The sequence below is a fragment of the Acinetobacter sp. CY81 genome (assembly GCF_059515925.1).
Window position 1 is genome coordinate 326,198 of record NZ_JCAKNC010000003.1, and the last position, 19,677, is coordinate 345,874.

The window sequence follows — 19,677 nt, forward strand, 5'->3', positions numbered from 1 at the left end:
CATCACTCCTTAAGGATTTTTTATGCCAATTATTACTTTGCCGAACGGTGATCAAAAGCAATTTGATCAAGCGGTTTCAGTTATGGACGTTGCGCTCAGCATCGGACCAGGTCTTGCAAAAAATACAGTCGCAGGTCGTGTTAATGATCGTCTTGTTGATGCTTCTGACTTAATTACAGAAGATTCAACAGTTCAAATCATCACACCTAAAGATGATGAAGGTGTCGAAATCATTCGCCACTCTTGCGCGCATTTAGTGGGTCATGCTGTTAAACAATTGTTCCCTGAAGCAAAAATGGTCATTGGTCCTGTTATTGAGGAAGGTTTCTATTACGATATCTTCAGCGAAAAACCATTTACATTAGATGATTTCGCAGCCATCGAAGCACGCATGAAAAAGCTGATCGATGAAGATTATGATGTTATTAAAAAAATGACACCACGCGCTGAAGTGATTGAAGTGTTTAAATCACGTGGCGAAGATTATAAATTACGTTTAATTGATGATATGCCGAATGAGACTCAAATGGGTCTTTACTATCATCAAGAATATGTAGATATGTGTCGTGGTCCACACGTACCCAATACTAAATTCTTAAAATCATTCAAGCTTACTAAGATGTCAGGTGCTTACTGGCGTGGTGATGCGAAAAATGAACAGCTACAACGTATTTACGGTACTGCTTGGGCAGACAAGAAGCAACTTGCTGCTTATGTAAAACGTATTGAAGAAGCTGAAAAGCGTGACCACCGTAAAATTGGTAAAGCTTTAGACTTGTTCCATATGCAAGAAGAAGCACCGGGTATGGTGTTTTGGCATCCAAATGGTTGGACGATTTACCAAGTATTAGAACAATACATGCGTAAAATTCAGCAAAACAATGGTTACCAAGAAATTCGTACACCACAGGTTGTAGATTTTACACTTTGGGAAAAGTCAGGTCATGCTGCAAACTATGCCGATGGCATGTTTACGACGCATTCTGAAAACCGTAACTACGCAATCAAACCAATGAACTGTCCTTGTCACGTGCAAGTGTTCAACCAAGGTTTAAAATCTTACCGTGATCTTCCGATTCGTTTGGCTGAGTTTGGTTCATGCCACCGTAACGAACCATCGGGTTCTTTACACGGTATTATGCGTGTTCGTGGCTTTACTCAAGATGATGCACATATTTTCTGTACCACTGAACAGATTGGTCAAGAAGTTGCAGACTTCATTAAACTGACTTTAGATGTTTATAAAGACTTTGGCTTTGAAGAAGTTCAAATGAAATTGTCTACACGTCCTGAAAAACGCGTGGGTGATGATAAACTTTGGGATGTTGCTGAAAAATCTTTGGCAGATGCTCTTGATGCTGCAGGTCTTGAATGGGATCTTCAACCAGGTGAAGGTGCATTCTACGGTCCGAAAATTGAATTTTCTTTAAAAGATTGTTTAGGTCGTATCTGGCAGTGCGGTACAATACAGTGTGACTTTAACTTACCAGTGCGTCTAGATGCGTCATTTGTCACTGAAGATAACGATCGTGATCATCCTGTGATGTTACATCGTGCGATTCTTGGCAGTTTCGAACGTTTTATTGGTATACTAATTGAACACTACGCAGGCTTTATGCCACCATGGTTGGCTCCAGTCCAAGCATGCGTCATGAACATTACCGATTCTCAAGCGGAAGCATGTGGGTCAGTGGTCGCTAAACTGCAAGAAAATGGCATTCGAGCGATTTCAGACTTGAGAAATGAGAAGATCGGCTTTAAGATTCGTGAGCGTACATTAGAGCGTATTCCTTACTTATTGGTTCTTGGAGACCGTGAAGTTGAGGAAGGTACAGTAAACGTACGTACTCGCTCTGGAACAAATTTAGGTACTATGTCAATTGATGCCTTCGTTGACCTAGTGAAAGCAGCCGTAGCCGAACGTGGCCGGTATATTGTGGAGTAAGAAAGATTAAACAGCCTGACCGTAACCAACAACAAGGTGCTAAAAGCAATCGTCCTGCATTAAACGACGAGATCCGTGCAAAAGAAGTACGTCTCGTTGGTGCTGAAGGAGAGCAAAAGGGCATCGTTTCTTTAGCTGAAGCATTGCGTGCTGCGGAAGAAGTTGAGCTTGATCTTGTAGAGATCGTAGCGAATGCAGAGCCACCTGTTTGTAAAATCATGGACTTTAACAAACATTTATTTGATCTGAAGCAAAAGCAAAAAGATGCGAAGAAAAAGCAGCATCAAGTTCAGGTGAAAGAAATTAAGTTACGTCCTGGTACAGACGTTGGTGATTACAACATCAAGCTGCGTGCCATTCTTCGTTTCTTAGAAGAAGGTAACAAAGTTAAAATTACTCTACGTTTCCGTGGTCGTGAAATGGCTCACCAACAGTTAGGTTTAGCTCAATTACAAAAAATTGAAGCTGACGTTGCTGAATTCGGTGTCATTGAACAAGCGCCAAAAATGGAAGGTCGTCAAATGGGTATGTTAATTGGACCGAAAAAGAAAAAATAACATACGTTGCTGACATAAAAAAAGCCCTGCGATTGCAGGGCTTTTTTTATGGAGAAGAAGATAGTTTGAATTCATTATTATGTTCAAATGAACTGGCTTGAAGTGTTTTTAGTCTGCTCAGCTTCTTTCGAAAAAATCTCTTAATAACAATTCATGGAGTTATTTTTTCTTTAAGAGCAACACATTTGGAGTCACGGATGGGTATGTTATTCCATAAACTATAGATCAATTGCGCATAAGCATATTTAAAATAAAAAATATGGTTTTGGTCAGTATTTAAAATTAAGAAATAAAAAACATGACTGATTTAAGAATATGCATATAAAACGATCTTGTTGTTTAGGTGGAGTTCTATTATGTTGTGTAGCAAAGCACCGAAATGGTGAGCGGAGTATAAAAATCATATGATCGATTTATATTATTGGGGTACGCCCAATGGACTTAAAATTACGATTGCATTAGAAGAAATGGGATTGGACTATCAAATTTTTCCAATCAATATTTTAGAGAATGATCAATTTCAAGCAGACTTTTTAAGAATCTCTCCCAATAATAAAATTCCTGCAATTGTCGATCAGCAAGGTCCTCGCGGTGAAGCGATCTCTATCTTTGAATCAGGTGCAATCCTTCAATATTTAGGACGTAAGACTGGACAGTTTTATCCTCAAGATGAGCAACAGCGTGTCGAAGTGGAACAATGGTTGATGTGGCAAATGGGTGGTTTAGGACCAATGTTGGGACAAAACCATCACTTTAGTCAGTTTGCGCCTGAAAAAATTCCGTATGCGATTGAGCGTTATCAAGCTGAGACGAAGCGTTTATATGGCGTGCTTGATCGTCAGTTGATTGGGCAGGATTATGTTGCAGGTGATTATTCAATTGCAGATATGGCGATTTTCCCTTGGTTAATGCGCTACGAATGGCAGGGGGTTAAACTTGATGAATTTCCAAATGTTCAAAAATACATGGAACGATTACAACAACGCCCAGCAGTTCATAAAGCATTATCGAACATCAGTGTGAAATAACAGTGTGCATAGAGTTGTGATAAGATAAAAGTGAAGAATCAAACCACCGCCATGGTGGTTTTTTATTGAGTAAATTGGTTATGAAAACATTTATTTTAAATCTCACGAAGATGATCGAGACCAATCCACGAATTTATGCGGGAATTATTGTGGGATTGGTCGGATGTTTAGTACTGTTGATTGCTGAGGCAGTTCATATTCAATCTGTCGTTACGCGTTTAGCGACCGAAGATCAGGCAATGTTACGAGAGGTGATTCGTCCTTTGACACAGCGTTATGATTTTAGTCGCTACTTACTTCTGATTGTGGCAATTGCATGGTCGATCTATGAATATAAAGCCACCAAGAAAAAGCTAGGGCTTTAATGCTGAGTTTATTTTTTCTTTTTCTTTCTGCTTTTGGGGCGGCAACATTGCTGCCTCTACAGTCTGAGGCGGTTCTTGTTGGATTGTTGATTCAGGCTGAACACTCTGCGCTCATCCTGATTGCTGTCGCAAGTCTGGGGAATATCTTAGGCTCTTGCGTGAATTGGTATCTTGGATTGAAGGTCGAGCAGTTCAAAGATAAGAAATGGTTTCCTGTCTCTGAAGTTAAGCTGAATCAAGCGCAGAATATTTATCATAAATATGGATTTTGGTCTTTGCTATTGAGTTGGGTGCCAATCATTGGTGATCCAATTACTTTGATTGCAGGATTGATGAAGGAAAATTTCATCCGATTTTTATGGGTTGTGTCCATTGCAAAAATCGGAAGATATATGTGTGTATATTTGATCTTTAAAGGTGTTTTTTGAAGGGTTGTCAGCGCTGTGTTTATACGCAATCTTCGATATTAAAATAAACTCGATCTGTAAATTTTAATTTGTAAAATTGATAAAATTTTCTTTGTGCATCAAATTTTGCATTTTGAAGAGATTTTAAAACCTGAGTATCTAGATGTGTTTTTCCAGAACTCTCGATGATTTGTAAGTCTGAGACTTTATTCTTCTTAGATAGTTTAAAAGCCACATGAACAGAACGATTTTGATGTCCTAGTTCTGAGAGGAGGAAATAAATTTGTGGCTTTGATATATAGCGAAATGCAAATTTTTCAGATTTTTGCTGCGCTTGCCATTGATCGGAGTTAAAGCCAACTGTACATGAAGGTGTCTCACTCTTGGAAGCTGAAGCTCGAGGACTTTCAGTTACGCTAAATTGAAAAGGTTGCTTTGCAATAAAAGGCATTGCAATCCCATTTTTTTTTATAGGGTCTAAATTTAGAATTCATCACTGCACGTTCAACTTTATGATCTAAAGAAACAAGACCTGAGCTTTTAGTAATTTCTGTTCTTTCGATGTTACCGAAAGTATTGACATGAACGCGTACTATAATTTGACGACTTTTACCCTCAAGTTCCCGATCTGTGACTCTCACCTGAGGTTTTCTGACCCAACTTATTCCACTGTATTGATCTATAGTTGTTAAATCTTTAGTTGTTTTTTCTGCCATCACCACAGGTGTCAAAGATAAGCCTAAAGTGAAAATTAAAATTTTATTCATTGTTCTAAGTGCTTTAAGTTGAGTAGTTAATTATTAACCTAAGATATAAAAGGTTTTGCATTGAAATAGAAATTTATAACAAAACCTTGTTTGACCATTTTAATTACAATGACTGATGTCGAAAATAATTTCATCTTTAAGTTTAGATTTTTTATAAATCCAGTATTTTCTAGGAACATCCACTTTTGCTTGATTCACAGCAGAAAGTATCTGTTGATCTAAACGATATAGCCCTGAGCCTTTTGTAATCTTCGAGCTTTTCACTTCACCATGTTTATTGACTTTGAAGCTGAATTTAACTTTGCGATTGTGGTCATTTAAATCATCAGTATTGATCTTTAACTTGGGTTGAGTCAGGTATTGAAAAGGAACTTTTTGATCTGCTTGTTGGGCATTCCATACTTTTGAATCAAATGTATAGATACATGCTGATCCATCATTTTCACTTAAGTTTAAGCTAAAGACTTGATAACCGATAATGGCAAGCTCATTGCCTTCTTTTACAAAAGGTTTTGTTTTACTTTTAAATACCGCATTTACAAGTTTTTGATCAAGTTTAGCTAAACCTGTACTTTCTTTAATGGAAGCCTCAACAACTTTACCTGACTCATTGGCCTTTACACGAACGATCGCAACACGATCACGACCTGATAGATCTGAGTCTTGGAAATCGACTTTGGGAAATTTAACCCATTCTATACGCGTGGTTAAATGAGCAGGCTCAGCCATCATGGTTTGCACACCCAGTTTTGCAACTGTTTCTGCTGTTTGGCTATGAGCTATAGTATTTGCACACAGTAGAGCAAAGGTGATGCAGGCAAGTGATTTCATAGTTTTAAGTCTTCTGTGTGTACAGCTAGATGTGAATGATTTTAAGTTGTGATGCATTTTAACGTAAACCGTGGAAAGAGTGAGAGTCTAGATGCAATTATTGATTACTTGCATGAAAGCTTAATTTGAAAATTGAATAAAAGTGATGATCAAGTAGCCTTTAAGTCTTCTGTCCGATGCATGAGAGAAAGTGGTGTTTGTGCTTTTGTTTTAAACAAATATGCTTTAGAATATTCGTTCCCTTACCTGCAGGTCGTTTTGCAATGGTGCAGACGTTCCGAACAGGTGTTCAAAAGAGGTTGTTATGCCTAAGATGAAAACTCGCCGTGGTGCAGCTAAACGCTTTAAAGCGACTGCTAACGGTTTTAAGCGTAAACAAGCGTTCAAACGCCACATTTTGACCAAAAAATCTGCTAAGCGTATTCGTCAATTACGCGGCTGTGTAATGGTTCACGTAAGTGACGTTGCTTCAGTTCGCCGTATGTGCCCATACATCTAAGGAGATTTATAAATGGCTCGTGTAAAACGTGGTGTACAGGCGCATCGTCGTCATAAAAAAATTCTTGCTCGTGCTAAAGGTTACTATGGCGCTCGTTCACGCGTATATCGCGTAGCGTTCCAAGCTGTAATCAAAGCAGGTCAATATGCTTACCGTGACCGCCGTCAAAAGAAACGTCAATTCCGCGCTTTGTGGATTGCACGTATCAATGCTGGTGCTCGTTTAAACGGTTTGTCATACAGCCGTATGATTGCTGGCTTGAAAAAAGCTCAAGTAATTATCGATCGTCGCGTTCTTGCTGACATCGCTATGCATGATGCAGTTGCATTCACAGCTTTAGCTTCTAAAGCTAAAGATGCGTTAGCTGCATAAGTCTTTATGACTTAAAAAAGACCGCTTTTTAGCGGTCTTTTTTATTTTTTGTGGTTTATATTTGCTGCACCAAACAATAGTTATTTAAATAAAAAATCTTCAAATTAAATTGAGGGTATTGTAAATGCGAAAACAGTATCATTTTAGAAAGGTCGGTGAAGATACTTATATTTGGGATGTAGATCAGCTCATTCTTCAAAGCTCAAATTTGCCAGTAATCCAAGTTTGCTTAGATGAAATTAAAGAGTTGCATGAACCCTATTGGTTTCCAAATCATTATCCAACGACGCAGGACTTGATAAATCACTTCCAATTGGTACAACAAGCTGATCTAAGTTATCCCATTATTCTCTGTCCTGAAGGGCGGATTATGGATGGAATGCATCGAGTGGCGAAAGCAAAAATGACGAATTTGAATGCAGTAAAAGCGGTGAGATTTGAAGTGATGCCAGAACCAGATTTTATCAATGTTGATGAAGATGACTTATCTTACGATTGAAGTAGTGTGAGCAATTCAATAAAAAAGAAGACTCATGTGTAGAGGATGGTGTGAAAAGAATTAATGTAGTCGGAACATCTGCATCAGGGAAAAGTACTTTTTCTAAAGCACTTGCTCAGAAATTAGGTCTAAGTTATATCGAACTCGATGATTTATTTTGGTTAGATGATTGGGTTGAGTCTACAGACGAACTATTTCTTGAGAAAATACAAAAAGAAATGGATCGGGCGGTGGGAGGTTATGTTATCGATGGAAACTATGATACTCGTTCGCATGTCATTAAATGGAAAGAGATTGATGCTGTTATTTGGCTAGATTTACCCTTTCATATCAATTTGTTTCGTTCAGTTAAAAGGGCGCTTCTTCGTGTAATTTCAAAGCAGAAATTATGGCCAAATTCAAATAATCGGGAAAGTTTGAGGATGATATTGACGAAAGATTCTATTATTTGGTGGATGATTAAAACCCATAAGAAAAATCAACACAAATATCTACAAATGATGCAATCCAATGAATACGCTCATATTCACTGGATTCGATTATGTTCTCGTTCAGAAATTAAAAATTTTCTAAAATCCCTTTAAAGCCCAAAATAATATGCACATATACAAATGATTGCAGTGATGATAATCAGAGTAAGCACGCCCGTTTTGCCTGCTTTAGGTGTTGAGGGAGCTGCATTTTTTTGACTTGAGTTCTCAGCTTCATTTTGAAAGAAACGTTTTTGATTACTTGTTTCAGTAGGAGTATCAAAAGGTGAAGTAACGGCAATCGGTGTGAGTCGTGCAGTTTTATAATGATTGGCAACTTTAGTCACAAATTTGGCAGTTAAATCTTCAAGTTTTTGACGGAAATGGCGGATATTCAGAATCTCTTCAGAAGTCATAGCCTCACCAAGATCATTAAACGGTTGTTTCAGCTTTTTCTCTAAAGCTTGATCTAGTGCTTCTAAGCGAATCAGTGTTTCATGTGCATAGGTGGCATTATATGCATCAGGCAATAATGGTAGATCTAAACTTTTAGATGAAGAATCGAGTAATTCTGTTTGTTTGTGATAGCCAAAGTAAGATTGTCCAAGTTCTACAGGTGGAATCAGTCCTTGAGCGAGAGGACGATCAAAGAGTTCATTGTCCGTATAGACGTGAATATCTTCCCAATTCGGTTGGACTAAATCAGTCTCCACACGTTTAGCATGGCTTGCATTCAGTTCATGACGCCACATGGTTTCGACACGTGTTGGGATCTTTTGAGTAGATGGAACATCATAATCATTGTCTGCGGTGTACCAAGATGCTAACTCTTTACCGCAAATCCATGCTGTTTTGTGATTACTACTAACATGACTTACGATGAAATGTGCATAAGGCAATAGTTCAACATTTGGATTTGGATTTTTCTCATCTAAAAGCAAGCTAGAGTTGTGCAAGCTCAGTTGAGTAACCCCTTGATGTTTTAAACCTTCGAGCCAGACTTGAAAATGCTGTGCAAGTAAATGTTGTGAATTTAGGTCACGAAATGCCAAATAGTGCTGATTGAAAATCGAGTGATTCACCCATTGGTTAAAATTCAACTTTTGACTGAGGAACTCATTCCCATAAGTGACAAGTGTGAGCTGTTGCTTCCAAATTGGATCAAGTGCCATTATTCATCTTCTTGGTGACAATACGTTTATCTTATCCTTTTTATAAATCAAATTACTAATCAAATTCACTATCTATTTTTCCTGTAGATTTACTGAAGAGTAGGCTTCATCCTACTGCATAAAAACTGTTAGAATGTGCAGTTATATTATTTTTCTTATATTGTTGCTTTGAGAGTTACTATGTCACTGGAAGCCCTGACCACTGAAGCGCTCGCTGCCATTGCAGCAGCTCAAGACCTTGCTACACTCGATCAAGTACGAGTGCAGTTTACGGGTAAGAAAAGCCAGCTTGCTGAACAATCGAAAGCACTGGGTAAAATGGACCCTGAAGAACGTAAAGTTTTCGGTGCTCAAATTCATGCTGTACGTGAAGCGATTACAGCAGCTTTGACCGAGCGTCAAACAGCATTACAAAAAGCTGCCTTAGAACAAAAATTGGCAAGCGAACAAATTGATATTACGTTACCTGGTCGTGGTCAGACTGTGGGAAGTATTCATCCAGTTACTCAAGTTCAAGAGCGTATCTGTCAGTTCTTTACTAAAGCGGGTTTTACCGTTGCAACTGGTCCAGAAGTTGAAGATGACTATCATAACTTTGAAGCATTGAATATTCCGGGGCATCACCCTGCACGTGCAATGCATGACACCTTCTATTTTGATGCGAACCATTTACTTCGTACGCATACATCTGGTGTTCAAGTACGTACTATGGAAACAACTCAACCGCCGATTCGTATCGTATGTCCGGGTCGCGTATATCGTTGTGACTCAGATCAGACACATTCACCAATGTTCCATCAAATTGAAGGTTTGTATGTTGCTGAAAACACCAGCTTCGCAGAACTGAAAGGTTTGTTGGTTAACTTGTTGAATGAATTCTTTGAAAAAGATTTGAAAGTACGTTTCCGTCCATCTTACTTCCCATTCACTGAGCCAAGTGCTGAAGTCGATATTATGGATGAGCGTGGCAAATGGTTAGAAGTATTGGGTTGCGGTATGGTACATCCAAACGTACTTCAAGCTGCTGGCATTGATCCTGAGAAATACAAAGGCTTTGCATTCGGTTTAGGTGTAGAGCGTTTTGCAATGTTACGTTACGGCATCAATGATCTGCGTATGTTCTACCAAAACGATGTGCGTTTCTTACGCCAGTTTGCTTAAAGAATTTATTTATAAAACCTCTCCCTGACCTCTTCTAAACGAAGGTGGGCGTCACTACAGGACACAGGGTTATCTTCCTTATTAAAGGCGGAGCAGAGGAATTTAAGAATTTAGATATATAGGTTTTTATTAATGAAAATTAGCGAAAATTGGCTACGTACATGGGTAAACCCTGCAATTGATAGCGATACTCTGTCTGATCAATTGACGATGTTAGGTCTTGAAGTCGATGAGCTTGCACCTGCTGCAAAAGCATTTACAGGTGTGGTTGTTGGTGAAGTACTCACAGTTGAACAACATCCAGATGCGGATCGTTTACGTGTAACAACAGTGAATATTGGTTCAGGTGAGCCATTACAAATTGTATGTGGCGCACCAAATGTACGTGTTGGCATGAAAGCGCCTGTTGCGACCATTGGTGCTGTATTACCAGGTGATTTTAAAATTAAAAAAGGCAAACTTCGTGGTATCGAATCACAAGGGATGCTGTGCGGTGCTTCTGAAATTGATTTAGAAGATAAGATTGATGGCTTATTAGAATTGCCTGCGGATGCACCTGTAGGCATGAATATCCGTGAATACTTAGAACTTGATGACAATGTAATTGACATCAGTATTACACCGAACCGTGGTGACTGTTTCAGTATCCGCGGTATTGCCCGTGAAATTGGTGTGATTAACCAATTGCCTGTAACAGCGCCTGAAATTAAAGAAGTTGCAGCAACAATCTCTGATGAAAAGAAAGTTGTTGTTTCAACAGAAGGTTGCCCGCGGTACTTAGGTCGTGTAATTAAAAATGTAAATACCAAAGCCCCTACGCCTGTATGGATGGAGCGTGCTTTAGCTCGTTCAGGTATCCGCCAGCACAGTATTTTGGTTGATATTACCAACTATGTACTAATGGAGCTTGGTCAACCACTGCATGCATTTGATGGTGGAAAAGTTGAAGGCTCAGTACAGGTTCGTCAAGCAACGGCTGCTGAAAAACTAACGTTATTGAATGAACAAGACGTTGAGCTTTCTGAAGATGTGATGGTTATTGCAGATGATAAAAAAGCGCTAGCAATCGCAGGGATCATGGGTGGTTTATCGTCATCTGTAACCGATGAAACTACGGAAATCTTCTTAGAGTCAGCATTCTTTGCACCGCTTACAATTGCGGGTCGTGCGCGCAAGTTTGGTTTACACACAGATGCTTCTCAGCGTTATGAACGTGGTGTGGACTTTGAATTACCAATCATTGCGATGCACCGTGCATCACAGTTGATTCAAGAACTTGCGGGCGGTGAATTTGGTCCGATTACGATTGCTGAAAATCAAACAGTGCTTCCTACGCGTGAAGCAATTGAATTGAATCAGGCTCAAGTCGATCAGTTGTTGGGTTATCAGGTTGAATCAGATTTCATTACTGATGCACTACAACGCTTAGGTTGTGCGGTGACTGTGAAAGCAGTAGGTGAGTGGTCTGTTGTTCCTCCATCACATCGTTATGATATGGCAATCTACCAAGACCTGATCGAAGAAGTTGCACGTATTCACGGCTATGACAATATTCAAATCAGCTTGCCTGTGATTGATGTGAAATTGGCAAAACATCAAGACCAGTTTGAATTACCACAGTTACGTCAAACTTTGGTGACTTTGGGTTATCAAGAAGCAATCAGTTTTAGTTTTGCAGACTTGAAGCTTGAAAAGCAATTAAACTCAGCTGTAAATCCTTTGGCATTGGCAAACCCAATCTCAAGTGATTTAGCAGTGATGCGTTCAACATTACTTTCAAGCCTAATTCCATGTGTTCAATACAACATTAATCGTCAGCAAAGCCGTGTGCGGTTCTTTGAGTTGGGTTTGCGTTTTGATTATCAAGATGCGGCGAATATTCATGATTTGAAGCAAATTCCAACTTTGGCAATGATCGCAACGGGTGGAAAAACCACTGAGTCGTGGCATGGCAAATCACAACCGATGGATTTCTTTGATCTGAAAGGTGAGGTTGAAGAAATATTTGCTTCTGCACGTGTTGATGTTGAATATGTGCGTTCGGAGCGTACTTGGTTGCATCCTGGGCAGTCTGCTGAAATTTTAGTTAATGGTGAATCAGTAGGTTATCTAGGTCGTCTACATCCTTCACTTGAAGAAAGTCTCGATTTGACCCCAACTTGGGTGGTAGAAGTCGATCAATCGATTGTTTTGCAAACTTATGTATCTAATTTTACAGAATTATCACGATTTCCATCAGTTAGACGTGATATTGCGCTTTTAATTAATGATAAGATTAATGTTAGTGAAATTCAGCAACTTATCGAAAAAACGGGTGGTGAGCTTTTAGACTCTACTTGGTTGTTCGATGTGTACACGGGTCAAGGTGTTGAAGAGGGTAAGCGTTCTTTAGCGTTTGCAATTCTTTGGCAACATCCATCACGAACACTTGAAGATGCTGAAATCAAATCCGGTATGGATCACATTATTCAAGTGTTGCAAGACACTTACCAAGCGACATTGAGGGCCTCATGACAGCATTAACAAAAGCAGAAATGGCTGATCATTTGAGCGAGCTTACGAGTTTAAACCGTCGTGAAGCTAAGCAAATGGTTGAGTTGTTTTTTGATGAAATTAGCCAAGCATTAATTGCAGGCGAACATGTTAAACTTTCTGGTTTTGGTAATTTTGAACTACGTGACAAGCGTCAACGTCCAGGTCGAAATCCTAAAACTGGTGAAGAAATTCCAATTTCAGCACGCCGTGTTGTAACATTCCGTGCAGGTCAGAAATTTAGACAACGTGTTGGAACAGAACAAGTTGATTAATCATTTTTGATTAAAGAGCCTCGAGTAGTTGACTATTCGGGGTTTTTTTATGGCTGTGAGTTATATGTTATTTTTAATGTTGTAGATGAACCAATAGAATCTAAGTATTGCGAATTTTATATAGGGATCAACTGCTAAGAAATGCAGACATAAAAAAGAGAACCAAAGGTTCTCTTTTTTTCAGATAATAATCGAATCGATTATTATTGAGCAGCAGATGCAGCAGCAGTAGCGTCAGCAGCAGCTTCAACAGCTACAGAAGCAGCAGCAGTAGCGTCAGCAGCAGCAGCGTCAGCAGCAACAGCAACTTCAGAAGTAGCTTCAACAGCAGCAGCATCAGCAGCTACAACAGCTTCAGATGCAGCTTCAACAGCTTCAGATGCAGCAGCAGTAGCGTCAGCAGCAGCTTCTTCAGTTTTTTTAGCACAACCAACGAAAGCTAAAGTAGTAGCAACGGCAGCAGCAATAGCGATTTTTTTGAATAACATGGCATCACTCTCATTAAAATATATAGAGACAAAAAACCCGGTTAGTCTGTTGTGTGCTTTTATTGTTCCTAACGTTAGAAAGGTAAATAACGCATGGAGCAGCCTAACTGGTATGCGGACATGCTATCACTGCGCTTTTTGAAATACTACTGGGTGGATAAAAAAAAGTGCTTAATTTAGTGAAAAAAAGGGGGTTTTTTAACAGATATTTACAATTGATTTTCGATTTTATATTGGTAAAGGTAGGGTAAGCTTTTAAATTAAAAAGGTTTTTTGAATATTAATTGAAATAAATCACAAACTTACATTTAAGTTTACACAAAAAATCATCAATTGTATTTTTATGTAAATATTGTCAACGCACATAAAAAAGCCATCTTAATAGATGGCTTTTTTTGCAAAAAAGAATAATTAGTTTGACGCTTTACGTTTCATTTGGTCAAAGAAATCATCATTTGTTTTGGTTTCTTTCATGCGATCAAGTAAGAATTCCATCGCAGCAAGTTCATCCATAGGATGTAATAACTTACGTAAAATCCATACCTTACGTAGATTGTCTTCGGACATTAAACGTTCTTCACGACGTGTACCAGACTTCTTAATGTTCATAGAAGGGAATACACGTTTTTCAGCAATACGGCGATCAAGCGTAATTTCTTGGTTACCTGTACCTTTGAATTCTTCGTAAATGACTTCATCCATTTTACTGCCTGTTTCAATCAGAGCAGTAGAAATGATGGTCAATGAACCACCTTCTTCGATATTACGGGCAGCACCGAAGAAACGTTTTGGACGTTCTAATGCATGGGCATCTAAACCACCTGTTAATACCTTACCAGAGGTAGGGATAACGGTGTTGTAGGCGCGAGCTAAACGTGTAATTGAGTCTAATAAGATGACAACATCTTTTTTATGTTCAACAAGGCGTTTCGCTTTTTCAATCACCATTTCAGCAACTTGAACGTGTCGTGCAGGTGCTTCATCAAATGTTGATGCAATAACTTCACCACGTACAGTGCGTTCCATTTCCGTTACTTCTTCTGGACGTTCGTCAATAAGAAGAACGATGAGGAAGACTTCAGGATTATTACGAACAATCGATTGTGCAATGTTTTGGATCAACATTGTTTTACCCGCTTTAGGCGGAGCAACAATAATTGAGCGCTGACCTTTACCAATTGGAGCAATGAGATCGACAACACGTGCAGTCAAATCTTCCGAAGAACCGTTACCCAATTCCATGATAAGCTGTTCAGTCGGGAAAAGTGGAGTGAGGTTTTCAAAAAGGATTTTGTTACGTGAGTTTTCTGGTGTGTCGTAGTTAATTTGGTTCACTTTAAGAAGTGCAAAGTAACGTTCACCTTCTTTTGGTGGGCGAATCGTACCTGTAATCGTATCACCTGTACGTAGGTTAAAACGACGAATTTGAGATGGGCTAATGTAAATGTCATCTGGACCTGCAAGGTAAGAACCCGCAGCAGAGCGTAAAAAGCCGAAACCGTCAGAAAGAATTTCAAGAACACCGTCACCAAAAATTTCTTCACCATTCATAGCATGGCGTTTCAAAATGGCAAAAATAATATCTTGTTTGCGGTTACGCGCCATTCCTTCAAGGCCCATAAACTCAGCAATTTTGATGAGTTCGCCTATCGGTTTTTTCTTGAGTTCAGTTAAGTTCATAAATGGTCAGATTGAATAAAGGTGTGTGGTGTACAGATAAAATAGAAGCAAAAGATATCCGCAATGCAAGAAAAGAATCGCAATTGAACTTGCACAATAACAAACTCTAAATCTAGTTAGTTCTTTCGAGGAGAAATGTATGAACAATTTCTTGAGCCGAGCGGCGATCTTATGTTTTGTGTCTTTGTAAGAAACGAGGATAAATTGCCCAAGGGTTTCTTGATTTAGCAATATAAGTGACAGCGCTGTCTTTGTCAATTTAAGCTTGAAAAAAAGCGCTATAAATTTATAGCGCTTTAGGGTTTAAATCTAATAATTGCTTAGATATTTTCTTCAATAAATGCAGTTAATTTAGATTTTGGAGCAGCACCCACTTGAGTTGCTACAACTTCACCATTTTTGAACATTAACAATGCTGGAATGTTACGAATGTTATAGTTCACAGCTGTTTGTTCACAAGCAGTCACATCAACTTTAACGATTTTAACTTTACCTTCATATTCGTTAGAAAGGACTTCTAGTACAGGTGCAATTGCCTTACAAGGCGCGCACCAGCCTGCCCAAAAATCGACAAGTACAGGTGTATCTGAGTTTAAAACATCTGCTTCAAAGTTAGCATCAGTTGTGTTTACGATGTTAGCTGACATGGAATCTGCTCCAAATATTTTAAAGATGGTCTATCTATGAATATAAGTATTACATAGACCACTTTAACAAAGTAGGGGAATGCATAAATTTTCATCCTAATTTATGCAATTGTCCAATTGAAGCTCACGATATTCACAATCGGAGGCTTAAACATGATCAGAATGACTAAAAAACTCAATTTGCATCATTTGTCAGAACAAATGGCTTTTAAAAAAGGAGCGTGTGAATTAATCTAAGCAACAATTCCGGTTGAACTTGTCGAAGATAATGTCAGATTTTTTGATTGATGAAGAATTACTTGCTGCCATTGATATGGGGTCGAATAGCTTCCATTTGGCGATTGCACGTGTTGATCATGGTGAAGTAAAAAAAGTTGCTTCAATGTCAGAAAAAGTTCAACTGGCTGCAGGGCTAGATGAAAATAAAAATTTAACCGAAGCTGCGCAACAGCGTGGACTGGCGTGTTTAGCTCGTTTTGTGGGGCGTTTGAGTTCAGTTCAAAGTAATCGTTTACGTATTGTGGCAACCAATGCCTTACGCCAAGCAAAGAATGGTCATGAATTTATTCAAAAAGCGGCTGAAATTTTACCGAAGCCTATTGAAATTATTGCGGGTCGTGAAGAAGCACGTCTGATTTATTTAGGCGTTTCACATACGATGGCGAATAGCGGTCGTCGTTTGGTGATTGATATTGGTGGTGGATCAACAGAGTTGATTATCGGTGAGGAATTTGAGCCGATCCATACTGAGTCGGTTCAAATGGGCTGTGTAGCGTTCACCAAAGCTTATTTTGCAGACGGTGAAATTAGCGCAAAAGCTTTTGATAAAGCACTCACTGCTGCTCGCAAAGAAATGTCTGGCCTAGTGAATACTTACAAGTCAGCAGGTTGGGACACTGTTGTTGGATCTAGTGGAACCATTAAGGCTTGCCGCCAAATTGCAGTGAATATGGGCTGGAGTGATGATCAAGAAAACTTGACACGCGAAGGTCTCGAGAAACTAAAAGATAAACTTCTTAAGTATAAGCACATTGCAGAAATTGAATTTGATGGTCTAAAAGAAGATCGTCGTGCTGTACTACCAGCAGGGGTTGCAATTCTTTATGCTGTATTTGAATTACTGAATATTGATAAATTAGTGTACTCAGATGGAGCGTTGCGTGAAGGCGTGATGTACGACTTACTGGGTCGTTTCCAACATGAAGATGTACGTGATCGCAGTGTACATGCCTTAATGGGACGCTATGGTGCTGATCCTAAACAAGCTGAACGTGTAGTTGAAACAGCTCAGAAATTGTTTGATAGCGTTGCCGAATCTTTAAAGATGAACAGTGATGATAGTGATTTATTACGTCGCGCTGCTTATTTACATGAGATTGGATTGGCTATTAGTCACTCGGGTTATCATCGTCATGGTGCTTATTTATTACAGCACTCCGATATTCCAGGTTTCTCTCAAATTGATCAGAATTATTTGTCACATTTGGTCGCTCATCATCGTCGAAAATTACGTTCTGAAGCTAAAACAGATGTGCAAAAAGTCGGTGGAATTAAGCTTGTACACTTAAGTTTATTACTTCGTCTCGCAATTTTACTCAATCATAGCCGTAGCGATGAGATGCTTCCTGCCATTGAATTAACCATTGAGAATGAGCAACAATGGCAACTTAGTGTTTCCGGAGATTCGAAACAATGGCCTTTGTTGGTTGCAGATTTGCATGATGAGCAAGTGCAATTTAAAAACTGGGATATTGTTTTAAATATTCAGTCGGAAAAATTTATTGATGCTTAATTGCATCGATAAAAACAGAATTTTATTGGTTAACTCCTAACTCCATGAGTTAATTTAGGGATATTCATCGACTTATGAAAAATAAAGCTGCTCAGTCTAAAGCATGGAAAACGGTTCAAATTGCACGTCATCCAGAACGTCCACAATTTTTGGACTATGTCGGTGAAATTTTTACTGAATTTGATGCCTTACATGGTGACCGTCTCTATGGTGACGACGGTGCAATGGTTGGTGGTTTAGCACGTTTCAATGGTCAAGCTGTGATGGTGGTTGGTCAGCATCGCGGACGCAGTACACGTGAAAAACTTCAACATAACTTTGGGATGAGTAATCCTGAAGGTTATCGTAAATCACAACGTCTATTGGATATGGCTGAACGATTCAATTTGCCGGTATTTACTTTCATTGACACGATGGGTGCTTATCCAGGTGTAGGTGCCGAGGAACGTGGTCAAGCTGAAGCGATTGCAACAAGCTTGGCACAACTTTCACGTTTAAAAGTACCTGTGATTACAACAGTATTGGGTGAAGGTGGTTCTGGTGGTGCACTCGGTATCGGTGTTGCTGACCGTGTGATCATGTTGTCTCACAGTATTTACTCTGTGATTTCACCTGAAGGCTGTGCTTCCATTTTGTGGAAAACCGCTGAAAAGGCTGAGCAAGCGAGTGAAGCATTGGCTTTGACTGCTGACAAGCTGAAAGCAATGGGAATCGTGGAATATGTAGTGGATGAAGGCGAAGGCGCACATTTACATCCATATGAAGTGATGGAACAATTGAAAGATGTTTTACAACAAGCACTTGATGAATTAACTCCAATGGATGCTAGCGAGCGATGCGAAGCACGTTACCAGCGTTTAATGAAGTTTGGCAGCGACAATTTAGGGCTAGCTTCTTAAAACAAAGTTCACAATTTAGTGAAGATACAACCTTCCTGATTGGATGTAGCGGCGGCATGGATTCCATGCTGTTGTTATATCTGATGTCTGAAATTTTCCCTCAAAAAATTAGAGCCATATACGTCAATCATCAGCTTCAAGCTGTAAGTGATGATTGGGCTGGGTTTATTGCTCAGCAATGCAAACTTCTTAATATTCCTTTCGTGATTCAAAAAGTGAATGTGGCTGAGGGGAATGTCGAAAATCAAGCCAGAACGTCCCGCTACCAAGCTTATCAGCAACATATTCAATCGCATGAAATTTTAGTGCTTGCGCATCATCAACAAGATCAAGCTGAAACCGTGTTGCTTCGTCTATTTTCAGGTGCTGGAGTGCAAGGTTTAAGTGCCATGAAGAAAATTGATCAGCGTGATCATTTGACGCTCTGGCGACCACTTTTAGACGTGTCACGTGAGCAGATTTGCCAATGGGTGGAGCAGGCTCATATTCCCTATGTGGATGATCCAACCAATTCCGATACGCACTATGACCGAGCTTGGTGCCGAGAAGAACTTTGGCATATTTTGCAAAGTCGTTTCCCAAAAATGCAGCAGGCTGTCAGTCGAACCAGTTATTTGATGCAGGATGCGGATGAAATCTTAAATGAAGTCTTAGCACAAGATTTATCCCAATGCGGAAATGCGCAAAATCTTAAAATAGATGCTTTAAATCAATTGTCCAAAGCACGTCAACGTCAGTTACTTTCTTCATGGATGCGAGGTGAGTCTAGTTACCGTCCTGCATTTGAAATGGTACAACGTCTTGTGGATGAAGTTATTGAGTCTAAAAAGGATGCGCAATCTGCATTGCATTGGAATGGATTTTACTATGTCAGATTTCAGAACGTCTTATATCGATTAGACAACGCAACATATTTAGCAGATCAGCACAATTTAAAACTGAATCAACAGATTCAATTCAGTTTAAATCAATCTATAAAGGTTGAGAGTGGTAATTTTCAAATTGAAAGTGCTGCAATGGGTTTGAATTTTGCATTGTTAAATCAACAGCTGACTTTAACCCTGCGACAAGGTGGGGAAAAAATTCATCTCTATGGTCGAGTCGGCGCATGGCCGTTGAAAAAAGCGATTCAAGAAGCACAAATTTTTCCTTGGACTCGTCATACAATTCAAATATTAAGCATAGATAATGTTATGCTTGGTGTTTTTACGCCAAAAGGGTTTTGGTTGGCTCAATCCGAATATTGTGAAGTGGGCGGATGGCAACCAAAGTTAATCTCTTCGTTATAAAA

At 39.2% G+C, this 19,677-nt stretch carries 22 protein-coding genes; 15 read left to right on the top strand and 7 right to left on the bottom strand.

The window, feature by feature from the left end:
- The first annotated feature begins 22 nt into the window (after positions 1–22).
- From thrS to AC5YDM_RS06040, 5 genes are all read left to right on the top strand, one after another.
- Positions 23–1,945, top strand: a complete 1,923-nt coding sequence (gene thrS / locus AC5YDM_RS06020; RefSeq protein WP_496151205.1) for a threonine--tRNA ligase — start codon at positions 23–25, stop codon at positions 1,943–1,945.
- Between the two features lie 5 nt (positions 1,946–1,950).
- Positions 1,951–2,502: a translation initiation factor IF-3 gene (gene infC / locus AC5YDM_RS06025; RefSeq protein ID WP_496151252.1), complete on the top strand. Its 552-nt coding sequence runs from the start codon at positions 1,951–1,953 to the stop codon at positions 2,500–2,502.
- Positions 2,503–2,906: 404 nt separating this feature from the next.
- Positions 2,907–3,530: a glutathione S-transferase family protein gene (locus AC5YDM_RS06030; RefSeq protein ID WP_496151206.1), complete on the top strand. Its 624-nt coding sequence runs from the start codon at positions 2,907–2,909 to the stop codon at positions 3,528–3,530.
- Positions 3,531–3,610: 80 nt separating this feature from the next.
- Positions 3,611–3,895, top strand: a complete 285-nt coding sequence (locus AC5YDM_RS06035) for a hypothetical protein (protein ID WP_496151207.1) — start codon at positions 3,611–3,613, stop codon at positions 3,893–3,895.
- Positions 3,896–3,897: 2 nt separating this feature from the next.
- Positions 3,898–4,323 carry a YqaA family protein gene (locus AC5YDM_RS06040; protein ID WP_496151253.1) on the top strand — a complete coding sequence of 142 codons (426 nt, stop codon included), beginning with the start codon at positions 3,898–3,900 and terminating at the stop codon, positions 4,321–4,323.
- Positions 4,324–4,342: 19 nt separating this feature from the next.
- Here the strand turns inward: AC5YDM_RS06040 and AC5YDM_RS06045 are convergent, their stop codons facing one another.
- The 3 genes from AC5YDM_RS06045 to AC5YDM_RS06055 all read right to left on the bottom strand — a co-directional run bounded on the left by AC5YDM_RS06045 (position 4,343) and on the right by AC5YDM_RS06055 (position 5,900).
- A complete protein-coding gene (locus AC5YDM_RS06045; RefSeq protein ID WP_496151208.1) occupies positions 4,343–4,753 on the bottom strand; it encodes an energy transducer TonB family protein in 411 nt (136 codons plus the stop codon).
- Positions 4,719–5,069, bottom strand: coding sequence for an energy transducer TonB (locus AC5YDM_RS06050; RefSeq protein WP_496151209.1), 351 nt, complete (start codon positions 5,067–5,069; stop codon positions 4,719–4,721). The genes AC5YDM_RS06045 and AC5YDM_RS06050 overlap by 35 nt, the downstream gene beginning before the upstream one ends.
- 99 nt (positions 5,070–5,168) lie before the next feature.
- Positions 5,169–5,900 (bottom strand): energy transducer TonB, encoded by a 732-nt coding sequence (locus tag AC5YDM_RS06055; protein ID WP_496151210.1) that lies wholly within the window; start codon positions 5,898–5,900, stop codon positions 5,169–5,171.
- A gap of 304 nt (positions 5,901–6,204) precedes the next feature.
- Here AC5YDM_RS06055 and rpmI point away from each other — a divergent pair, with 304 nt between their 5' ends.
- The 4 genes from rpmI (at position 6,205) to AC5YDM_RS06075 (ending at position 7,854) form a co-directional block, all read left to right on the top strand.
- Complete coding sequence (gene rpmI, locus AC5YDM_RS06060; RefSeq protein ID WP_004278281.1) at positions 6,205–6,399, top strand: 50S ribosomal protein L35; 195 nt, start codon at positions 6,205–6,207, stop codon at positions 6,397–6,399.
- 12 nt (positions 6,400–6,411) lie between these two features.
- Positions 6,412–6,771: a 50S ribosomal protein L20 gene (gene rplT, locus AC5YDM_RS06065; protein ID WP_496151211.1), complete on the top strand. Its 360-nt coding sequence runs from the start codon at positions 6,412–6,414 to the stop codon at positions 6,769–6,771.
- A 124-nt stretch (positions 6,772–6,895) separates the two neighbouring features.
- Positions 6,896–7,270, top strand: a complete 375-nt coding sequence (locus tag AC5YDM_RS06070) for a hypothetical protein (protein WP_496151212.1) — start codon at positions 6,896–6,898, stop codon at positions 7,268–7,270.
- A gap of 50 nt (positions 7,271–7,320) precedes the next feature.
- Entirely contained in the window at positions 7,321–7,854 is a 534-nt protein-coding gene (locus tag AC5YDM_RS06075; RefSeq protein ID WP_496151213.1) for an AAA family ATPase, read from the top strand.
- Here AC5YDM_RS06075 and AC5YDM_RS06080 read toward each other — a convergent pair.
- A complete protein-coding gene (locus tag AC5YDM_RS06080; RefSeq protein WP_496151214.1) occupies positions 7,851–8,912 on the bottom strand; it encodes a hypothetical protein in 1,062 nt (353 codons plus the stop codon). The genes AC5YDM_RS06075 and AC5YDM_RS06080 overlap by 4 nt on opposite strands.
- A 180-nt stretch (positions 8,913–9,092) precedes the next feature.
- On the opposite strand from AC5YDM_RS06080, the gene pheS reads away from it, so the two are divergent.
- From pheS to AC5YDM_RS06095, 3 genes are all read left to right on the top strand, one after another.
- Positions 9,093–10,073, top strand: coding sequence for a phenylalanine--tRNA ligase subunit alpha (gene pheS, locus AC5YDM_RS06085; protein ID WP_496151215.1), 981 nt, complete (start codon positions 9,093–9,095; stop codon positions 10,071–10,073).
- Positions 10,074–10,205: 132 nt separating this feature from the next.
- Positions 10,206–12,587 carry a phenylalanine--tRNA ligase subunit beta gene (gene pheT / locus AC5YDM_RS06090; RefSeq protein ID WP_496151216.1) on the top strand — a complete coding sequence of 794 codons (2,382 nt, stop codon included), beginning with the start codon at positions 10,206–10,208 and terminating at the stop codon, positions 12,585–12,587.
- The gene (locus tag AC5YDM_RS06095) at positions 12,584–12,880 is read left to right on the top strand and encodes an integration host factor subunit alpha (RefSeq protein ID WP_035265376.1); all 297 of its coding nucleotides are present in this window, start codon (positions 12,584–12,586) and stop codon (positions 12,878–12,880) included. The genes pheT and AC5YDM_RS06095 overlap by 4 nt, the downstream gene beginning before the upstream one ends.
- Before the next feature lie 203 nt (positions 12,881–13,083).
- Here the strand turns inward: AC5YDM_RS06095 and AC5YDM_RS06100 are convergent, their stop codons facing one another.
- From AC5YDM_RS06100 to trxA, 3 genes are all read right to left on the bottom strand, one after another.
- The gene (locus AC5YDM_RS06100; RefSeq protein WP_496151217.1) at positions 13,084–13,368 is read right to left on the bottom strand and encodes a hypothetical protein; all 285 of its coding nucleotides are present in this window, start codon (positions 13,366–13,368) and stop codon (positions 13,084–13,086) included.
- A 411-nt stretch (positions 13,369–13,779) separates the two neighbouring features.
- Positions 13,780–15,048 carry a transcription termination factor Rho gene (rho, locus tag AC5YDM_RS06105; RefSeq protein WP_496151218.1) on the bottom strand — a complete coding sequence of 423 codons (1,269 nt, stop codon included), beginning with the start codon at positions 15,046–15,048 and terminating at the stop codon, positions 13,780–13,782.
- Positions 15,049–15,368: 320 nt separating this feature from the next.
- Complete coding sequence (trxA, locus tag AC5YDM_RS06110) at positions 15,369–15,695, bottom strand: thioredoxin (protein ID WP_496151219.1); 327 nt, start codon at positions 15,693–15,695, stop codon at positions 15,369–15,371.
- 268 nt (positions 15,696–15,963) lie between these two features.
- Here trxA and ppx point away from each other — a divergent pair, with 268 nt between their 5' ends.
- The 3 genes from ppx to tilS all read left to right on the top strand — a co-directional run bounded on the left by ppx (position 15,964) and on the right by tilS (position 19,675).
- On the top strand, positions 15,964–17,487 hold the full coding sequence (gene ppx / locus AC5YDM_RS06115; RefSeq protein WP_496151220.1) for an exopolyphosphatase: 1,524 nt from the start codon (positions 15,964–15,966) through the stop codon (positions 17,485–17,487).
- A 74-nt stretch (positions 17,488–17,561) separates the two neighbouring features.
- Positions 17,562–18,386: an acetyl-CoA carboxylase carboxyltransferase subunit alpha gene (locus AC5YDM_RS06120; protein WP_496151221.1), complete on the top strand. Its 825-nt coding sequence runs from the start codon at positions 17,562–17,564 to the stop codon at positions 18,384–18,386.
- Positions 18,323–19,675: a tRNA lysidine(34) synthetase TilS gene (gene tilS / locus AC5YDM_RS06125; protein WP_496151222.1), complete on the top strand. Its 1,353-nt coding sequence runs from the start codon at positions 18,323–18,325 to the stop codon at positions 19,673–19,675. The genes AC5YDM_RS06120 and tilS overlap by 64 nt, the downstream gene beginning before the upstream one ends.
- The last annotated feature ends 2 nt before the right edge of the window (positions 19,676–19,677 follow it).